At 47.6% G+C, this 17,342-nt stretch carries 20 protein-coding genes and 3 tRNA genes; 22 read left to right on the forward strand and 1 reads right to left on the reverse strand.

Features of this window, described 5'->3' with window-relative positions:
- The first annotated feature begins 4 nt into the window (after positions 1 to 4).
- From D9734_RS21925 to D9734_RS22005, 15 genes are all read left to right on the forward strand, one after another.
- Positions 5 to 439 carry an olxA gene (locus D9734_RS21925; RefSeq protein ID WP_130210551.1) on the forward strand — a complete coding sequence of 145 codons (435 nt, stop codon included), beginning with the start codon at positions 5 to 7 and terminating at the stop codon, positions 437 to 439.
- 2 nt (positions 440 to 441) lie between these two features.
- Entirely contained in the window at positions 442 to 702 is a 261-nt protein-coding gene (locus D9734_RS21930; RefSeq protein ID WP_130210553.1) for a hypothetical protein, read from the forward strand.
- A 139-nt stretch (positions 703 to 841) separates the two neighbouring features.
- Positions 842 to 1,333 carry a VRR-NUC domain-containing protein gene (locus D9734_RS23760; RefSeq protein WP_223231459.1) on the forward strand — a complete coding sequence of 164 codons (492 nt, stop codon included), beginning with the start codon at positions 842 to 844 and terminating at the stop codon, positions 1,331 to 1,333.
- 14 nt (positions 1,334 to 1,347) lie between these two features.
- On the forward strand, positions 1,348 to 1,548 hold the full coding sequence (locus tag D9734_RS21940; protein ID WP_130210555.1) for a hypothetical protein: 201 nt from the start codon (positions 1,348 to 1,350) through the stop codon (positions 1,546 to 1,548).
- Positions 1,549 to 1,958: 410 nt separating this feature from the next.
- Complete coding sequence (locus D9734_RS21950) at positions 1,959 to 3,167, forward strand: hypothetical protein (protein WP_130210557.1); 1,209 nt, start codon at positions 1,959 to 1,961, stop codon at positions 3,165 to 3,167.
- A gap of 1,245 nt (positions 3,168 to 4,412) precedes the next feature.
- Positions 4,413 to 4,489, forward strand: a tRNA-Arg gene (locus D9734_RS21960).
- Between the two features lie 4 nt (positions 4,490 to 4,493).
- Positions 4,494 to 4,569, forward strand: a tRNA-Thr gene (locus tag D9734_RS21965).
- A gap of 439 nt (positions 4,570 to 5,008) precedes the next feature.
- Positions 5,009 to 5,401 (forward strand): hypothetical protein, encoded by a 393-nt coding sequence (locus tag D9734_RS21970; protein WP_130210559.1) that lies wholly within the window; start codon positions 5,009 to 5,011, stop codon positions 5,399 to 5,401.
- A 499-nt stretch (positions 5,402 to 5,900) separates the two neighbouring features.
- Complete coding sequence (locus D9734_RS23765; RefSeq protein ID WP_260733251.1) at positions 5,901 to 6,032, forward strand: hypothetical protein; 132 nt, start codon at positions 5,901 to 5,903, stop codon at positions 6,030 to 6,032.
- Between the two features lie 9 nt (positions 6,033 to 6,041).
- A tRNA-Ile gene (locus D9734_RS21980) sits at positions 6,042 to 6,117 on the forward strand.
- Between the two features lie 456 nt (positions 6,118 to 6,573).
- Positions 6,574 to 7,149 carry a hypothetical protein gene (locus D9734_RS23395; protein ID WP_170929448.1) on the forward strand — a complete coding sequence of 192 codons (576 nt, stop codon included), beginning with the start codon at positions 6,574 to 6,576 and terminating at the stop codon, positions 7,147 to 7,149.
- Positions 7,149 to 7,541 carry a hypothetical protein gene (locus D9734_RS23400; RefSeq protein ID WP_199903410.1) on the forward strand — a complete coding sequence of 131 codons (393 nt, stop codon included), beginning with the start codon at positions 7,149 to 7,151 and terminating at the stop codon, positions 7,539 to 7,541. The genes D9734_RS23395 and D9734_RS23400 overlap by 1 nt, the downstream gene beginning before the upstream one ends.
- A 108-nt stretch (positions 7,542 to 7,649) precedes the next feature.
- On the forward strand, positions 7,650 to 8,042 hold the full coding sequence (locus D9734_RS21995) for a late promoter activating protein (protein ID WP_130210563.1): 393 nt from the start codon (positions 7,650 to 7,652) through the stop codon (positions 8,040 to 8,042).
- Positions 8,039 to 9,403, forward strand: coding sequence for a DNA pacase A subunit (locus tag D9734_RS22000; RefSeq protein WP_240780557.1), 1,365 nt, complete (start codon positions 8,039 to 8,041; stop codon positions 9,401 to 9,403). Before D9734_RS21995 ends, D9734_RS22000 begins: the two co-directional genes overlap by 4 nt.
- Positions 9,403 to 10,911 carry a terminase gene (locus D9734_RS22005; RefSeq protein WP_130210565.1) on the forward strand — a complete coding sequence of 503 codons (1,509 nt, stop codon included), beginning with the start codon at positions 9,403 to 9,405 and terminating at the stop codon, positions 10,909 to 10,911. Before D9734_RS22000 ends, D9734_RS22005 begins: the two co-directional genes overlap by 1 nt.
- A gap of 25 nt (positions 10,912 to 10,936) precedes the next feature.
- On the opposite strand, the gene D9734_RS22010 is transcribed toward D9734_RS22005, so the two are convergent.
- Positions 10,937 to 11,974, reverse strand: a complete 1,038-nt coding sequence (locus D9734_RS22010) for a phage repressor protein (protein ID WP_130210567.1) — start codon at positions 11,972 to 11,974, stop codon at positions 10,937 to 10,939.
- A 385-nt stretch (positions 11,975 to 12,359) separates the two neighbouring features.
- On the opposite strand from D9734_RS22010, the gene D9734_RS22015 reads away from it, so the two are divergent.
- The 7 genes from D9734_RS22015 to D9734_RS22045 all read left to right on the forward strand — a co-directional run bounded on the left by D9734_RS22015 (position 12,360) and on the right by D9734_RS22045 (position 17,336).
- On the forward strand, positions 12,360 to 13,388 hold the full coding sequence (locus D9734_RS22015; protein WP_130210569.1) for a tyrosine-type recombinase/integrase: 1,029 nt from the start codon (positions 12,360 to 12,362) through the stop codon (positions 13,386 to 13,388).
- A 74-nt stretch (positions 13,389 to 13,462) separates the two neighbouring features.
- Positions 13,463 to 13,807: a hypothetical protein gene (locus D9734_RS22020; protein WP_110459134.1), complete on the forward strand. Its 345-nt coding sequence runs from the start codon at positions 13,463 to 13,465 to the stop codon at positions 13,805 to 13,807.
- The gene (locus tag D9734_RS22025) at positions 13,804 to 14,280 is read left to right on the forward strand and encodes a hypothetical protein (RefSeq protein ID WP_130210571.1); all 477 of its coding nucleotides are present in this window, start codon (positions 13,804 to 13,806) and stop codon (positions 14,278 to 14,280) included. Before D9734_RS22020 ends, D9734_RS22025 begins: the two co-directional genes overlap by 4 nt.
- Positions 14,277 to 14,771 (forward strand): dUTP diphosphatase, encoded by a 495-nt coding sequence (gene dut / locus D9734_RS22030; protein ID WP_130210573.1) that lies wholly within the window; start codon positions 14,277 to 14,279, stop codon positions 14,769 to 14,771. The genes D9734_RS22025 and dut overlap by 4 nt, the downstream gene beginning before the upstream one ends.
- 14 nt (positions 14,772 to 14,785) lie before the next feature.
- The gene (locus D9734_RS22035) at positions 14,786 to 15,472 is read left to right on the forward strand and encodes a DUF2829 domain-containing protein (protein WP_130210575.1); all 687 of its coding nucleotides are present in this window, start codon (positions 14,786 to 14,788) and stop codon (positions 15,470 to 15,472) included.
- 6 nt (positions 15,473 to 15,478) lie between these two features.
- Positions 15,479 to 16,252 (forward strand): hypothetical protein, encoded by a 774-nt coding sequence (locus D9734_RS22040; protein WP_130210577.1) that lies wholly within the window; start codon positions 15,479 to 15,481, stop codon positions 16,250 to 16,252.
- Entirely contained in the window at positions 16,242 to 17,336 is a 1,095-nt protein-coding gene (locus D9734_RS22045; protein WP_130210579.1) for a hypothetical protein, read from the forward strand. Before D9734_RS22040 ends, D9734_RS22045 begins: the two co-directional genes overlap by 11 nt.
- Positions 17,337 to 17,342 lie beyond the last annotated feature (6 nt).

Raw genomic sequence — 17,342 nt, forward strand, 5'->3', positions numbered from 1 at the left:
TAAAATGACGACATTAATCGATACCGTTAAACCGACAGAATCTTACCTTGAAGAAATTTTGCCGCAGGCGCTCAATGGCAGGAGTGAAGACGAGTTCCTGACAGTATATCTTGCTGGGATGGTTGAAAGGCTAAAGAAAGATCCACAGCTTTATCACCTTTATGGTCCGTGGTGGCCTGCGCTTAAAACGATATTGCTGGAGCGCGGCGACACATCATTTGGACAGGTTGTAGATAGCGATGTGGCAGAGATCTACAGAATGAGTCGCCCGGCGCTTACGGTTTTAGCCGGGCATCTGTATTCGAGCGAGCGCCTGGAAAATGACGCGGTATACAATCCAGTTCATGCTCTGGAAGTTGCACCTTATGCTGATGATACAGAGCCATACGTATACACTAGTTACGACGAGTCTATAGAGAAATATCGAATTATGGGGTAGTCATGCGAAAGAACCGTCGGTTTACGCTCGAAGACCTAAAGGAATATTCCATATCGAAGGGGTATGTCCTTGAGTTCCACCGTTACAAGAAGGTTTTTACGCTGCGAAAAGCAGAAAAACCAGCGAGCTGGAGCTGGGTATACTTCCCTCATACAGAAGACAAACTGGTAGAGCTTGTTGACGATTTGACCTATGAAGGTTGGCTAATCGCAATCGACAAGACAATCACAGAAATATCCGAACCGGATAAAATAAATCTTTAAAAATAACAGGTTGGGTAAATGCCATGCGATTTACCCGCCTTGTTGATTAAGGTCACTCTTTACTCTAAAAGCAAATCCGACCTGTTGCATATAGCCCAGCCTTGAGTAGTATCTCTCTTGTTTTACAAATCTAACGTAGTTGTTATTATTTCGCTTATTTACTATCAATGGGTGTGTTAGAAAAATAGCGCGAAAAAGAAGGCGTCGCAGTGAATATTCTGAAACATCCCCACATGCCGCAGCTCTCAGAGAACTGGAGAAAAACCCAGATCTAATCAAAAGGAACCATGAGCATTACGAGCAGGTTCGCGTCCTGGACTGGTTGTATCGCAATATGCGCTATGTGTATGAGCATACTCACGCCACTCCAAACGGCGGTCTGCGAGGCATAAGGACGGCAATAAAGATGGTGGCAGAAGGCCAAAAGAAGGGATATCCCGATCTTTCTATAGACCTTGCTTGCGGGGGATACCACGGAATGCGCATTGAGATGAAACATGGGAGAAATCGCCTGACTCCCGAACAACTCGTCTGGATGACTCGCCTCACTGAAGCAGGTTACTACTGCTTTGAGGCGCGCAGTGCCGCTGAAGCCATAAAAGCTATCACGGAATATGTTTGTCTTGATTAAACGGAGAAATCGTTTTGCGTTTACTTAACGTGGCTGAACTTATCCCTGCTGGTGCTAACGTTGTTGCTCGCCGTCGGTCCTGGCAGCAACCATTGTGTGTTGAGTTGTCGAAACACAGCAATGGAACAATAGAGGCTCGCAATATTGTTACTGGTGATAAGGTTCACATTACCCCGGAAAGTACAGGCGCTGATGATTGGGAGTTTGTACATTGAGCAAAAAACATTATGTGAACCTGACGTTTGCTGATGACGCCGGGAGAACGCGGAGCATAACGCTCAACACTGCCCGCAAGGTGGTAACCGCGCCGTTAATCCGTGAAGCCCTCAGGGAGCTGGATATGGGTGAGAACTCGGCCCTGTTGTCGGTTAGCTGGCTAGGGAAAATGTCAGAGAAAGAATACGTAGACGGACTTACTCCAATAACAGCTATGAGACTGCTTTCATTGTTGCAATGGGCTATCGTGCCTTTATGCATCGTGTATTTTATCTACCAGGCAATGACACAATAACCGCTCAAAAACCCGCCGACTAGCGGGTTTTTTGTTTATCACATCTTTCGCTCTTGTTCTCATGCTAATAAAATGTGTTAGAAAACTAATTTTGCAAAAGTAATGGGAACTGCAATGAGTCAACAAACTGATACTTCTAATCTGGAAATCATCTCAGCCGCGATTGAAACGCTGCGGACACAGATCGCCCTTATTCAAAAGCGGAATCCGGGGGATGACCTGTCTAGGCGACTACATGAGAGCGTCATTGCCACTACTGATAACCTGGTCGCGGAGATCAACCAGCTACTTGAGGAAGGGACGGTTGATTACAACAAGCTGGTGGATCAGTTTGAGGAATATCAGCAAGCTGTTAATGATGGCCTGATTCGTTTTTCACAAGTCACAGGCGTATCAGCGACAGTTGAAAGCCTGGGCGATGCAGTTAATCAATTTGCCGCTAATATGCGTAGTGAGATCGGCAATCTGGAAGCGCGTCTTGAACAGGCAAATACACTGCGCAAATCTGCTGAAGCCGATTTGAGCCGTTACAAAAAAGACTATCCGCCCAGCCTGTCAAAACGTCTGGATGTTGCGGAGAAGGATAACCGCGCACTGAAAAGAGAGCGCCGGGAGCTGAAAGAGCGTTTAACAGAGCTGAATCAGCAATGTATTAAGTATCAAGGTGAAGGCGTCACTCTGCGTAAGAAGTTAGCAGCTGCGCAGAACATTATTGAAACTCTGAAACGAGAGTGCTCACAGCTTGGGCATGATCTGAATCGCGCTTGTGGCATGGGGCAAAGACCAGAGACATTTCCGCTTATGTATGATGGGAGGGAAGCTATTGCCTATATCCATGAGTTTCCGCATGGCCTGGTCGCGGAGACTGGGCAGCGAGGAGAAGCATTACTGACGGCTAATTACCATCAGCAAATCAGAACTAGCCGCCTGCTGACTATGGATGTGATCCCATCTGTATGGGGAACGCCGCTTTACTATCGCCTCCCCGGCTTCGAAAAGGACTGGAACAACGACATAGACGAATGTCTGGCAGATAAAATAATGGCGTACCTGGAGACTGATTTCCCACGCCTGCATCGCCGGATTATGGACTCTAAGGACGCGCCGATCGATGAATTGAAAATGCGCCCAGAGACGCTGGAGGCAATCAAGCAGACGGAGTTTGACACTGTATTCAGTGTGGCCTGCATTCCAAGCTGTTTCCATGAAAGTATCCCGTTCATGCAAGGCGATCGTCGTCAGGAAATCATTGATGCTTGTCGCGTATGGGCGAACGAATGGGACAAGAAGAATGGGGGAGTAGAAGATCTTTACGGGAAATAATGTGTTAGAAATTTAATTTCAACATACGAACATGTTGATTGTAGGTGTAACATAACATAGAATTTTCCTTGCTGGTGGAGCGTTGCCACATTTCGCTTGCTGGGCTTGATAGTCACTTATTGGTTGTTGTTCGCCCACCAGCAAATAACAAATTAAAGTGTTAGAAAATTACAGGTATACAGGGACTCGCTTTGGCACCGAGCAAGCCAAAGTTCGGCAGGTTTAGTGCGTAAAGTGGTTTCAGAGAGAGCACTTTACGGAGTAAACGACAAGACATGTTGAGCCACGGAAGGTCTTTTTAAGATGTTCATTGATGATGGTCCGGAAGAGAGTAACGGGACTCACCGCATCGAATCATCATCAATGCACATCCTCAACATTAAGGAGGCGCAGGGTTGGTTTTGTGCTCGCTTTTTTACTGACTCTGAGTCTCCTTAATGTTGCGGTAATGCACCTATGCGGATGCGGCCTTGCATTGTGTCTTGAAAGAATGGGGTAAGGCCGGGGATATCCCCAGGGGGAGGCACCCCCGCCGCAACGAACAGCCATAGACGGCAGTCGAGTGATGAAAACGTGAAAAGACTTTAAACCTCGTTACGGCTGGCGTGGCAAACGCGACAACCGGGATAGGACGGTGACGGGCGGAGAGAGTGCCGCATCAAGAAAGAAGCCGACTTGTGATTACTTTCTGCGGGCCTTTGAAAGTGAATCCAGCTCAGGCAGTCGGCTTCTTTCTTGTGTGAGATGTAGTAGCGTGTTTGCCCATCTTCGGGTGGGCTTTTTTAGGGTTTTCGTCATTGTTAGCGACTTTGCGGCTGTTTATAAACTGACCATTAAAGTAAATGCAAACGATGATCTGATGATGGTAGCGGCCTAATAAGCCTGACGCCACGGGGTATGAGTCGTCCCCCGTCAAAAAATCGACCACAGAGTGTCCCCGTCTGTGTATTAGGGAACGGGGAGGCATAACAGGCAAGGGCGCTGGTGTGATTAACCAGATGAATGAGAAGGGTCAGGTCTTTCTGGTCAGCGCCCTTACCTGTTACGTCCCTCCCGCGTAACAGCCATTGCTTGATGGTATAGGGGAAAGTTTGTTGGTTACGGGTATATCCCGTCATGCTGAAGGCGCTAATCACGCTGGAAGCCAGGGTTATGCATCCCCTGTTACCGAATTGCAGCCAGGGCGCGTTGCGCCGAAAAGCATACGGAGGTGGAAGCCCTCGCCGGAGACGTACCCGGCACAATGGTGGTGTAGCTCAGTAGGATAGAGCAGCAGCCTTCTAAGCTGTCGGTCGGTGGTTCGAATCCACTCACCATCGCCAAATTGCCGATTTAGCTCAGTTGGTAGAGCAGTCGCTTTGTAAGCGAATGGTCAGCGGTTCGATCCCGTTAATCGGCACCAACACAACAGGTAAGGGCATTCTCCCTTATGGGGCTTGGCTTAAATGCATCGAGTGCTCTTACCGTTGTGATGAAGTGCAGCTCTTTGAAGCAACCAGAAGATAAGCATCTGGCTTCACAACATAAACCGCAGGAACGACCAATAAACGGTAGTCCGTATGGCGAACACCCCGTTGAGGAAGAGGCCTGGCCGGAACCGTAACCGGCACTACAACGTTGAGAGCATTGGCGTAACGGGGTCATATCCCAATCTATGAATAAATGTTGCGTTGCAGCGTGACAACCAGTGTTTTCAACATTGTGGTGAATGCACAGGCTGATGTGCCGCAACTACAGTAGTGCGCGCTTTGCGGGGCTTGCTACAACCCTGTGTCGGAGTTCAGCGCCGACCATCACAATTTATTTAGAAACTGTCATCCATGAGCGCGAGAACAGTAATTATGCAGAAAGAGCAGTTTGTTATTTCTCTAGTGGTTAGCACCAGTTATCAGGTCGATAAAGTTTCGAAAGAAAGCGTACCTGAAATTGATGTTGTCGATGTGTTCGGCAATGAACTCAAAATACCACTTCGTGAATTTAATGAAATAGCAGCTCCGTTGGGCAAAATTGAAGGCCTGGAAGAATACCACAAGCGGATGATTATCGAGCGCGCCCAACTATGCCAGCGCATAAATAAGCTGGTTAGATTTATCGGAACAGATAACTTTCTCGCCATCGGCTTGGACAGTCAGTTGGAATTACAAAATCAGCTCGAAAGCATGATTGAGTATCGAAAAGCTCTTGATTCGCGGTTGATTAAATTAACCGAATATGACCCATCAGTAAGCGGTTAATTATAAATTTGGGGCGGATGGTTAGTCCGCCGTTAACTCCATGAAACGGAGTACGCAACAGGTAAGAGCATTCTCCTGTAACGGGTTCATATCCCAATCTACAGGTCCACCAAGAATGCTCTTTCCGTTGCGGTGAATGCGGCTAAGCGCACGCGGAACAGTTAAAACAATCTTCCTTAATGTTTAAGTCAAACATCCCGGCGTTAATTGTTAACTGGTTAACGTCACCTGGAGGCACCAGGCACCGCAATCTAATAAAGTTTCAAGCAATGGAGTTTTTGTTGTCAGACTACAGATATAGATGGTTGTGGAAGAATATCCTGTCCATATTCAAGTTTTTTCTTCCGCTATTTGTCTGCTTTGTCATGCTTCCTGAGCTGAAATACGCAATTTCAGACACCTTAAGCACTATCGTTACTTTTGTGTTTTATCTTTACTTTGATTACTTATTGAGCACTAAAATCTATGAATTATCCGATGAAATGCAAGGTGGCTGTAAGTGATGAATTTTTGGGCGTTTGCCGATAAGAACCCTGGTTGGACATTTTTATTTCTGCTGGTGGTTGCATATGGGGTCGAGCAAGCGGCAAAAGCCTTACGCGGTTCTGGCAAAAAGCGTAAGCGGAATTGACAGTAATCTGGCCCCTTAGCTCAGTGGTTAGAGCTGGCGACTCATAATCGCACGGCCATCGGTTCAAATCCGGTAGGGGCCACCATATTTGGTTGTAACACGGCGTCTGGCACATGCGTCGTTAGCGGTCTGGTGACGTTAAAGGGATTCCCTCCCTCGCTTAGGCAAACAAATCAGGTAGCCGGAATGTGCAAGCCACCGTTTAGTTCTTTCTCGGATAAAGGGGCTCACCACCCTGGCGACGCGGTGTGACAGCCGGAAGAGCACGGCGCACAACAGGAAAAGGCGTTTAATTAGCGTGAGCGCCGTTTCCGTTGTGGTAATTGCGGCTATGCGCTCGTGACGAAGCCATTTTCATTCATTGCGGTTCTGATAAGTGTCGTCGCCGGGCGTGGCTGACCTGGCAGGTGGAGGCACCACCGCCACAACTCCTTTCAATTCATCATATAGCCGCTCAGGCTGTAACCCTTAATTAATACGAAGTTTCGACATCTCTATCGGTTTAACCGAGGGATGGTCGCGCGTGTAAAAAGGAGACGTTATGTTAACGGCGAACGATAACGCGTATGCAGAAGCAGATCTCATATTGAGTGACTTCATCGGTCAGCGGGAACGCTGGACACAAAAGCGAGAGGAACTTTATGCCTCGTTAGTTCGCAAAGGTGTCAACATTGAAACCGCTCAAAGCGGCGATATGACGGTAGTCAGTGTTGGATTACATGGTGTGAGCGTGTCCGCAGCCAATCATGAGCCATACGTAGCGTTATCCGAGTCGATGGCAAGGCTAATTAAGTTTCTGAAGCAAACAGAAGCCAATAATGTTTTCATCGCCAAAAAGAACATCAATTTTTCTGCCGCCGTGTTCTGGATGATGAAGGGGCTTGACGCCCGCCGGGCATCATGGCCTAAAGGGAGCTATATGTCGATGTTCCGTGGCAGTATTGGCAGTAAAGAAAAGCTCGTCGAATTCCTGCCGGAAGAAGCATTCGATATTGTGGAAGGGTGCGATGTGATGGTTATGCCTCGCCTGGTAATGATGAATGGAGATTTACAGGCACAGACAGACTGGTTCGCCACTGGCGTGGATATTATCGCGACTGACTGGGAGGCATTCTGATGTACGAGACTACAAAATTAAGCATTCATGAAGCCACCAATATGGAGTGGAATATCGTCACCTGTAAGATTGTATCGTGTAATGCTGCGCGTACTGATGCAGGCCATAAGAGCACGATAACAGGCTACATGGTAATGGCTTATAGGGGATTGAGAGTTCGCTTTATCTGGAAAGCTCGGCAATTGACACCATTCAGAGAGCCGTCAATGCCATTAGAGGTAGAACAGGATTATTTAAGCCTGCCGGAAATAGACGGTGCAACGCTGGTGGATTCTGATGGTCGTAAGGCTGATTTTGAAGTCAGCTTAAAGGTGGCGCAGGCCGTAATTAATAACTCACGTGGTAAGTGGATCGCTAAGGTAAAACACGTCGTTCGCTTATCTCGCTGGTAATGTTAGATAAATGGAATTAATTTTCTAATATAGCTAACTTTTTGCCAGTCTATACAGAAATAACATTCTCATTATCATCCCCTCGGTCATTTCCTGCCTGGGGGATTAATGGAGCATATCAGCAGCGCAGAAATTGCGGATATCATGATTAGGGCTGACTGCTATCTGACAGTCACCGAAATCACCACTCTCGCTAAAGAAAAATATCCTCACCTTCATGTTTCACGCGTAAGTGTAACCAACATCATTCGGCATTTTGTGCGGTCAAGCCGAGCTATTTGTGAGCTTGATGATCGTGTTTACCCACGGAAATACTGGTTGCATGGCCTGAACGGATATCAGTTCAAGGTGCGCGGGCGTACCCCTGAATACGGCAGTTTGCTGGTTAAAAACTGTAGCAGGAAGTCTGCCGAACTGGCGCGACAAGAGCAGCGCGAGCTGGTGGACATGGCTAATAAGCTGTGGAATGCCGCAGTTAAAAAGCGTGGTGTTGCTTTATGAGCCTGGTTAATTGGGAAGAGCACCGCGCCAAATTTATAGCGTTGCGTGAAGAAAAAGGGATCACCGTAAAGGAATACTGCGAGCAACACGACCTTAGCTTCAATACCGCCAGAAAGCATCTCAATATGAAAAAAAATGAGGTGCGGTCGCAGGTGAAGACTACAAAAAAAAGCACCAAATCACCTGAAAAAAAACGGGCAGGAAGAGCAAAAAAAAGGCCAGAAGAGGGTACAGAAACAACAAAATTTACAGAAACTGACAATTCACAGAGCGGAAGTTCTTTCCGGAGCATGCCGAGAAAGAAAACTTCGGATCATAAAAATAACGACAATAATAACAATGAGATAAAAGAATCTGTCAGGAGATCATTGCGCGAAAAAATGGCGAAAATGATCCCCGCCGAAGATAAATGCGCCTCAAAAACCGAGGGATCTTCAGCAATGATCCCTGGCGGTGCTGTGCAGCGTGCCACGTTGCCCACTACGAGTGTGGCTCGCGACATGATGAAGAACGGCGCAGAAGAGCACCTGCGGTTAGCAATTCAAATGGCGCAAGAACGCGCACTTCAGTACCAAAGCATTGTTGATCAGGAGGCCGAACGCCTACAGGCGGAGATAGACGCCCTGGGTGATGAACAGCCAGAAGGAATGCACCCTGGGCAGCGACTTCTCGGTCTAATCAGTGACGCGGCCTACTACATGAACGATTTTATCAGTAGGTTGGCAGCGATATATCAGTCCGAACAAAAGCTGCGACAGGGTGATGAAAAACTTCGTCAGGGTGCTCGCCAGCAAGCATTCAGAGAGGCCGAGGCCAGAGAAAAACTCGAATTAGCACGCCTACAGGCCGAACAGCGCGGCAAAGAGATTGAATATCGAATTGGCGCTGACGCACGCGCAGCCAGAGTTATCGCCGCCGCTATACGTATGCGTGAGCGCGAGGAACTGGACGATATCGGTGTTGCTGAATACATCGAGCGTCAGGGTGTCAGTGTCCCGGCTATCCTCGCGGCGCGCGCGGCAAAAGCTATCGATCTTCTCGAACCGCCAGTTTCTGACATCAATGATGTTGATGATGAACAGCTGGACAAAGAGGCAAGGGAGTATGCATTGCTTCAGGCAAACCATTCTCAATGGCTGGCAGAGCGCCGGGCAGATGTGGCTACCATTGTTGAAGACCTGGGGTGCGGAGATTACGACAGCAATGGCGAGCGTAAGGCTGGGGAATTCGAGGCCAACGACGAAGAGTTAGATATTGACCCTTCGGCAACGGCTGAAATTTACGGTGATTATGATGCATCAGACGTAGGGTATGACGCCGGAGATGATGATATCGCGATAGAACCTCCGGAGGACGATTAATGGCTGGCGGGCGCAAGATTAAATGCGTCACCAGCGATCCACGCTGGCGCGATTGGGTAATCAAATACCGCTACAACTTTACCAAGGCTGTTATTGATATTTTTGGATTGTTTCCCTCACCTCAGCAGCAGGAGATTATCCAGTCCGTACAGCAAAAAGGGAGCAGAACCACTGTTACCTCTGGTCACGGTACAGGGAAATCGTCGTTAACGGCTATGTTGTTGCTGATTTATTTGATTCTGTTCCCCGATGCCCGTGTCATCATTGTTGCTAACAAGATAGGCCAGGTTAAAACAGGCGTATTCAAATACGTTAAACAGTATTGGGCGAATGCAGTTAAGCGTCACGGGTGGTTACAGACCTATTTTGTCCTGTCTGACACCATGTTTTATGAACGTTCCCGCAAAGGGATCTGGGAAGTTCTCTGCAAAGGTTATCGACTCGGTAACGAAGAAGCACTGGCGGGGGAGCACGCGGCACATTTGCTTCTAATTCTGGATGAAGCATCAGGTATATCTGATAAAGCGATCGGCGTAATGACTGGCGCTCTGACTGAAGAAGATAACCGAATGTTGATGCTATCCCAGCCAACAAGGCCAAGTGGTTATTTCTACGATTCGCACCATTCTCAAGCTAAAACCCCAGACAACCCGAAAGGGATCTGGACAGCAATTGTTCTTAACTCAGAAGAATCACCGTTCGTCACACCACAATTCATCAGGCAGAAACTCCTGGAATATGGCGGTCGCGATTCTATTGAGTACATGGTTAAGGTGCTTGGTCAGTTCCCTCGGGAGATTAACGGCTATTTGCTTGGTCGTGATGAATGCGATCGCGCAGCGCGGCGCAAGGTGTTGTTGGAGAAAAACTGGGGATGGGTGGCAACAGCTGACGTTGGTAACGGGCGAGACAAGTCAGTTCTTAATATCTGTAAAGTGTCTGGTCACCGGGAAAAGCGGCGTGTTGTTAACTTTAAGATAATGGAAATGCCAGGGACTATGGACCCGCTGGCTTTTGCTGACTTTATATACAACGAATGCACGCCGGATAAATACCCGAATATTACAATCGCGGTTGACGCTGATGGTTTTGGTTCAGATACCTGTGCGCAGTTGGTGCGCCGTGGTGCTAATCCGGTACGTATTCGGTGGGGGAAACCCATGTTTTCGAACAAAGACAAGGAGCGTTTTGTTAACCAGCGTGCCTACGCAAATATTATGGCTCGTGATGCCATAAAGTCAGGCCGTATGCGTATAGACAGTGACCCTAAAACGGCAGAGCAAGCGTCAAAAATCCCTTTTTTACTGAATGAAGAAGGGAAGATGGCGATGATGCGCAAAGAGCACATGCGGCAAAAGCTAAACATCAAATCGCCTGACCGATGGGATACCTACTGCTTCACTATGCTGGTGGACTATGTGCCTGCAAATGAAGATATCGGTGCGGAAATGGCTACCTTCCGCGACCAGGTTCTTGCAGACATAGAAATGCCGGATCTGGATATATAAAGCCCCGGCGATGCGGGGCTTGTGATTACCAGAGTTTGGCGGCGCGCTGTGTTTGGGAGAAAGTGAACCCGTAACGTTCTTCTATGGTTTTACCGTATCTTTTACGGGCATCTGTCAGTTTTATGCCCGTAAGGTCATCTCCGGACATCATCATTACGTCTATTAACTCCAGATCCATTTTATTCAGTCTCGCCATTGCTTCGCGCGCAGTTTGTATTTTACGCTCAATGATATGGCGAATAGCCGGATCGGCTTCTTCAAGCATTTTGGTCGATTTGTTCTTTAAGCTCTCACTGCGGATATCGATGTTCCGCAAGATGTATGACTTCGCAACATAGCTTGGTTGGTGCTTCTCCAGATCGCGAACGCGATAAAGACTAAAATCACCAATCAGGCCACAAGGTATCGACTCGACCCCAGAATAAATAGTAATGCTGCGACGTTCGCCGACATTATTAACAACGGGTACTGTGGTATCCGGAAGTTTTGCGAAAACTAAGGCGCCATGTGCGCCGACCCTGAATCGTGACAGAGTATTGCTGTCTTCGATGTTTGTTGTCAGCACGACATCTGTATATCCCTCTTTGCGCGCCCGGTAAATTTCACCTTCAGGTTCCGCCGCAAAAAAGCGGCGCTCTTCTTCAAGCGCCCCAACAATTTGTGAAAAAATCTTGTTTTTCAGGCTCTTCTTAATAATTGCGTCATACTTTTTGAGCAAATTTTCGCGTGTAAATGAGCGAGTAGTAGTCGCGCTTTGCACAACAATATGCGTGCTTTGATTCGTGTCCTCTATGATGATTGGGATCGGAGAATATACAGACTCAACAATGTTAGACGCTTTGCCGTCGGCATTACGGCACAAGTCAACAAAGGCTTTCCATTCTGCGAGGCACTTTTCAGCTTCTTCTAGTACATTCTGGTCATGCGTTAGTGCAACGTGGCGGAATTCCTCGCCAGCATAACTGGTATCATGGAAAACAGAGTTTGCGACCACCAGCTCTTTCCACCGTTCAGCGGTTTGCAGGAACCGTTTGTACTCTTTCTCGATCGACTTCTTACTCATTATTCCTACTCGATTTAGTTTTCTAACATAAAATTACTATGACAAATCTATGTCGAATAACAGGGTGAGTAAAGGATCAAGATGCGTTTTTTTATCATCAAATTTAGAAAATTCTGCTTAAAAACTGCCAGGCATAACTTAAAGCCCACGCCAGCAATGCATTGCCCATCTACGCGGGAAGGAAAAAAATTCCTAATTTTCTAACTTTAGATAATTGGCATTATTTAAAGTTAGTATATAATAATGATCAAACGATCAGTATTGACAGACTCAAAAAGTCATGGTTCGAATCAAGGGCTTAAATTTTAAATTCTCACGGATAACTAGCCTGTCATTTTTTGTTTTTTCGCGTAGCGACACCAATTTATAGAGGTGAAATGATTACATGAGTAAACTTATTATCTCCGGTAATCCTGGCATGTTTCTTCGTGATATTGGTGCTGAGTACCAGGAAGCCGCCAAAAATTTCATGCAGTTCCTTAATGACCAGGGCGCTTACTCACCTAATACACTGCGCGATCTGCGCCTGGTCTTTCACTCCTGGGCGCGTTGGTGCCACGCTCGTGGTCTTGCGTGGTTTCCGATCTCCCCGGAAGCTGCCCGCGAATACCTGCTTCAACTGCATGATGCGGATCTGGCTTCAACCACCATTGAAAAGCATTACGCCATGCTCAATATGCTGTTGTCACAATGCGGACTGCCGCAACTCTCTGATGACAAAAGCGTATCCCTGGCGATGCGGCGCATCCGGCGCGAAGCTGCAACCGAAAAAGGCGAACGCACAGGCCAGGCTATACCGTTGCGGTGGAATGATCTGAAATGGCTCGACGTGTTGCTGTCCCGTTCCGAGCGGCTGGTGGACCTGCGCAACCGGGCGTTTCTCTTCGTGGCATACAATACCCTGTTGCGTATGGCTGAAATGTCCCGCGTGCGTGTTCGCGATCTGGAACAGACTGGTGACACTGTAACGCTTCACGTATCCCACACCAAAACCATCACGACCGCCGCCGGACTTGATAAGGTGCTCTCCCTCCGGACAACTGCGGTTCTCAATGACTGGCTGGACGAGTCCGGACTACGTGATCACCCGGATGCGATACTTTTCCCGCCAGTACACCGGAGCAACAAAGCGCGGATCACCACCACGCCACTAACCGCGCCCGCGATGGAGAAGATTTTCAGTGACGCCTGGGCGCTGCTGGGTAAGAGTGATGCCACCCCAAATAAAGGCCGTTACCGGACGTGGACAGGCCACAGTGCGCGTGTTGGTGCCGCCATAGATATGGCTGAAAAACAGGTGTCTTTGGTTGAAATTATGCAGGAAGGTACATGGAAGAAGCCCGAAACACTGATGCGTTATCTTCGTCGTGGCGGTGTGACAGCAGGTGCCAATAGCCGCCTCATGGATTCATGAGATTAAATTTCTAACACACCTTTTTAGATTGTTATCTTTGCTGTAAAGTACCCTCTCCTATTTCGGAGGGTGCTTTGCAGAGTCAAATCACGGAATCAAGACGCTTTAAGGTTGATGGTTACACCGTAACCTTCGCCGCTGGTGTTAAGAACAGTCATGCTGTCGTTGTATTTGGCATCATGACCGGACTTGAGGCCGTCCCTGTGTTTACCCTCGAAAAAAACTGGCGAAATCTGGAGGAAGCGGAAAGCTACGTCCGGAGAGTAACCATCGCTGCCGCCGAAAAACTCCTGTCCCACTATCAGGAAAATTATCGCACTATGGTCGAGAAGATTAATCTCGCTTTCACTCGCCCCACTACAGGCTTTATCGCCCCGGAGACTAATGCAGGTCGCTATCCTGCAAGGGGGCGTCGGTGAAAAATTATTACCCATCTCTGAATTGTTACCCGTCTTCGTATCCGGAATTGTCCGGGAAGCTGTTAGCTCTATTGGCTAAATCACCAACTGAATGGTTTAGGCCAGTCGTTATCAATCCGCACTTCCTGGATTACGGATCTGTTCGCACTCGTAACGAACTCAAAAACCTGCTGGCGCATGGATTCATTCGACATCGCGCCGGGAAAGGCTATCAGTTAGCGATTGCGCCAGAAGAGGCCGTGCGGCTATTCGCATATCGTGACAGCCAGACAAAAGCGCGGGTAATAGCTCAAATACTTCATAACGGCAGCACCTATGCCCGCCAGTTTGGCGGCGACACGTCGCAGTTCTTGCGGGCTGTGCGATCGCTGGAAGAACAAGGAGTTATTGAAAGTTCCTGTCTTCCTGTTCCTACCGTTCCACATATCAAACGTCGGGTTTACACCTTCACGCAGAGAGCAAAAAAACAATGATTTACGTAAAAGTGAAACGCCTACATCCGGCAGCGAAACTTCCAGCTTATGCCACTGCCGGATCGGCGGCGATGGATTTTGAGGCTGTTGAAATAACACCGTGCGTCGATAGCAATGGTGCAATTTCCTCAAGCTGGTGGGTGCATACCGGGCTGGCTATGGAGATCCCGCCCGGCTGGTGTCTGAAACTCTATCCGCGTTCCGGATTGGGCTGCAAAAAACATACTCGCCTGGCTAACTGTGTAGGAATTATCGACTCCGATTATCGCGGTGAAATCATGGCAAAACTGATTACTGATCCCGGCGGTGAAGGCGTTTGCCTCAAGCCAGGAATGGCGGTCATGCAAGGCATTTTTGAGCGTGTTGAACAAGTCTCTCTTGTCGAAGTTGAGGAACTCAACGAAACGGAACGTGGTGCTGGTGGCTTTGGTAGCACATCAGAAGGCCGCTTTGAAATTAAGCGTTCACCGCTTCAGTACGAAAAGTTATAAGCAGAGGGACAACTATGAAGGAAAAGCTTTTGAAGACGCTCCCTGAGTACAAATACCACGGAACCATTCGCGCATCGAAAATCAAAAAGATCAAGCCTATTGGCGGATTAATTCCTCTCTGGGGTGATATTGAGGTCACCGAACCAAAAGGGGTAACGATTCGTGTTGATTTAATGTTTTTACAAAAATACCGACCACAAATTGGCGGGTATTTGGTCGTTCATGAGGACGGATATTTGTCCTATTTATCAGAAAAAACATTTAAAGAGGGCTTTAGTCGAATTGATGACATCTCAGAAAATGAAACAACAGTCATCATTGCCGATGACAAAGGCATGATGATTAATCTTGCCGGGATCGTATCTATTTATGCTGATGACATCACTAACCAACAAGAAGAAATCGACCTTGAGGCAGCCGACTTTTCTGACGCGCTGATGTGGCTGAAGGATGGCAAGAAAGTTGCTCGACGCGGGTGGAACGGCGAAAACCAATTCTGCTGGCTGGTTCCTGACAAACAGGGCGCTTCAAGACTAACCCCTATAAAACATGCCGCAAGCGGAGAGCTTGAAATCAATTTCGGCTCGCCCCTTGCTCCTTATGGAGAGCATTTCACTTTGAAAAATGCACAAGGTGTCTTTCTTCCGTGGCTACCTTCTGTCGGCGACCTGCTGGCATGTGACTGGTTTGTAGTGGAGTGATTTGACATGGAAAGCACCAAAACAACTCAATACCGCTTGCGTAATGGCCTGCTGGTGGCTGTTAACGCCGACATGTCACTGCCGTTTGACACGATAGAACGCACTATCATGACGTATCTCGGCTTTAATGAAGAGCTGAATGAAGAGCATGGCGTAGCTATATGGAGTGATGCAGACAGCGGCGTTCGTCGTTACATCACTGCCAGAGGCAAAGACTACTCTCTGGAAGAACTGTTTACCCTTGCGCAGTCTTTCGAATGTGTAGCATTGGACCTGTTTAATGATCCTGCTATAGCGCAACGACTTATCCGCGAGCTTGGGCTGTCGGTTACCCCAATTATCTTTAAAAATGGCAGCCTGACTGGCACATGGCGCGTAGAGCGCATCTCAAACTACCTTCCATATAACCGCCAGTTAAACGGGGTAATTTCCGGCGTCAATCAGCCTGTAGCGTGTGAAAACGCAAACCTGGTTGTCGCTGTTTTGGCAACTGCATGTCGCGTTATTGGTTTGACTAAACAGGCATTTATCCATTTTCCCAATGGTGCAGAAGGTGGCGTAGAAATTATCGCGTGTGATTTCGAATTTACCTGGATGCTTCGTGAATATCTGGACCGAACAGTGTTCCGCGCCGAAGAACTGGATCTGTATATCACGTCAACGATTCCTGATGATGTGCGAGCTGAAGCAATCGCTACAGCCAGAGCGAAATGCCGTGCGTCGATTGCAGAACAAGCCAAAGAAGAAGTTACAGTTAAGGAAGTGGCAGATGGTAACTAAGAGCAATATTTATAAAGATCCGCGCTGGCTGTCGCTGGTGGAGAAATATAAAGACAATTGGGTACTGGCAGCAAAAGAATTGTTTGATATTGATTTAAGCCACCAGCAACAACAAATTGTTGAAGCTATACAGCCCAATAATGCAAAAGCTACTGTCACCACTCCGCATGGGATCGGACGACCGCAAGTGCTTGCTGTTATTAGTACCCTTTATACGATTATGTATCCTGATTCCCGGACAGTAATTGTTTATCCAAAATCAAATGCTTGCAAAAGAGGAATTGTTGCATATGTGTGGCAATGTTGGGAGGCATTGCTGAAAAAACAACCTTTTATCATTGAGTATTTTAAGGTCGGTGATAGCGGTCTGATGTTCAATGAATTTTGGGGAATGTGCTTTTGTAACTACCGCCTTAACTATGAAGATAGCATTGCAGGTCACTACGCCGACCATCTTTTATTCATTATTGTGGATTCCGCACATATCAGCGATCGGGCATACAGTATTGTGTGGGCAAGCATGACTAGTGGTGATTCACGCATATTGCTCACTTCAATTCCGTCACCAGAGGAAATAGGCTTTTTTTATGATTCACATCATGGACGTGCTTTAGCTGAAGATAATCCGAGTGGTGTCTATAAAGCCATTAAGCTGAGTGCTGAGGATTCACCATTTATTACCCAAGAATATCTTGATCATTTTGCCGAAAGGTATGGCGGGCGAAATAGTGATGACTATCGTCGTATGATTCTTGGTGAGTTCCCTGGTATTAGGGAGGCTGTTCTTGAATCAGATATGCCGAAGACAATGCGCTTTTCGATGCCTGATGGTAGTGAATGGACAATGCCATTACGAGTGATAGCCCGGCATCATGCGCAGCACCACGCCAAAAAACATAGCGTCACGACATTAGAATGGTTGAAATCGCACACTATTCCACTCTTCACTGCAGATCACAATGCTATCGTTGAGTGGGCCAAAACAATTCCGTGGGAGCATGTCGCTGAATACGCTCACATGCTAAAACCGCCGAAAGACAGACACGAAATTAGCTGGCTGACAGCCGAAAAAATCATTGAATGATATCAA

Origin of the sequence: Escherichia sp. E14S1 (assembly GCF_004211995.1) — a bacterium.
Lineage (GTDB): Bacteria > Pseudomonadota > Gammaproteobacteria > Enterobacterales > Enterobacteriaceae > Escherichia.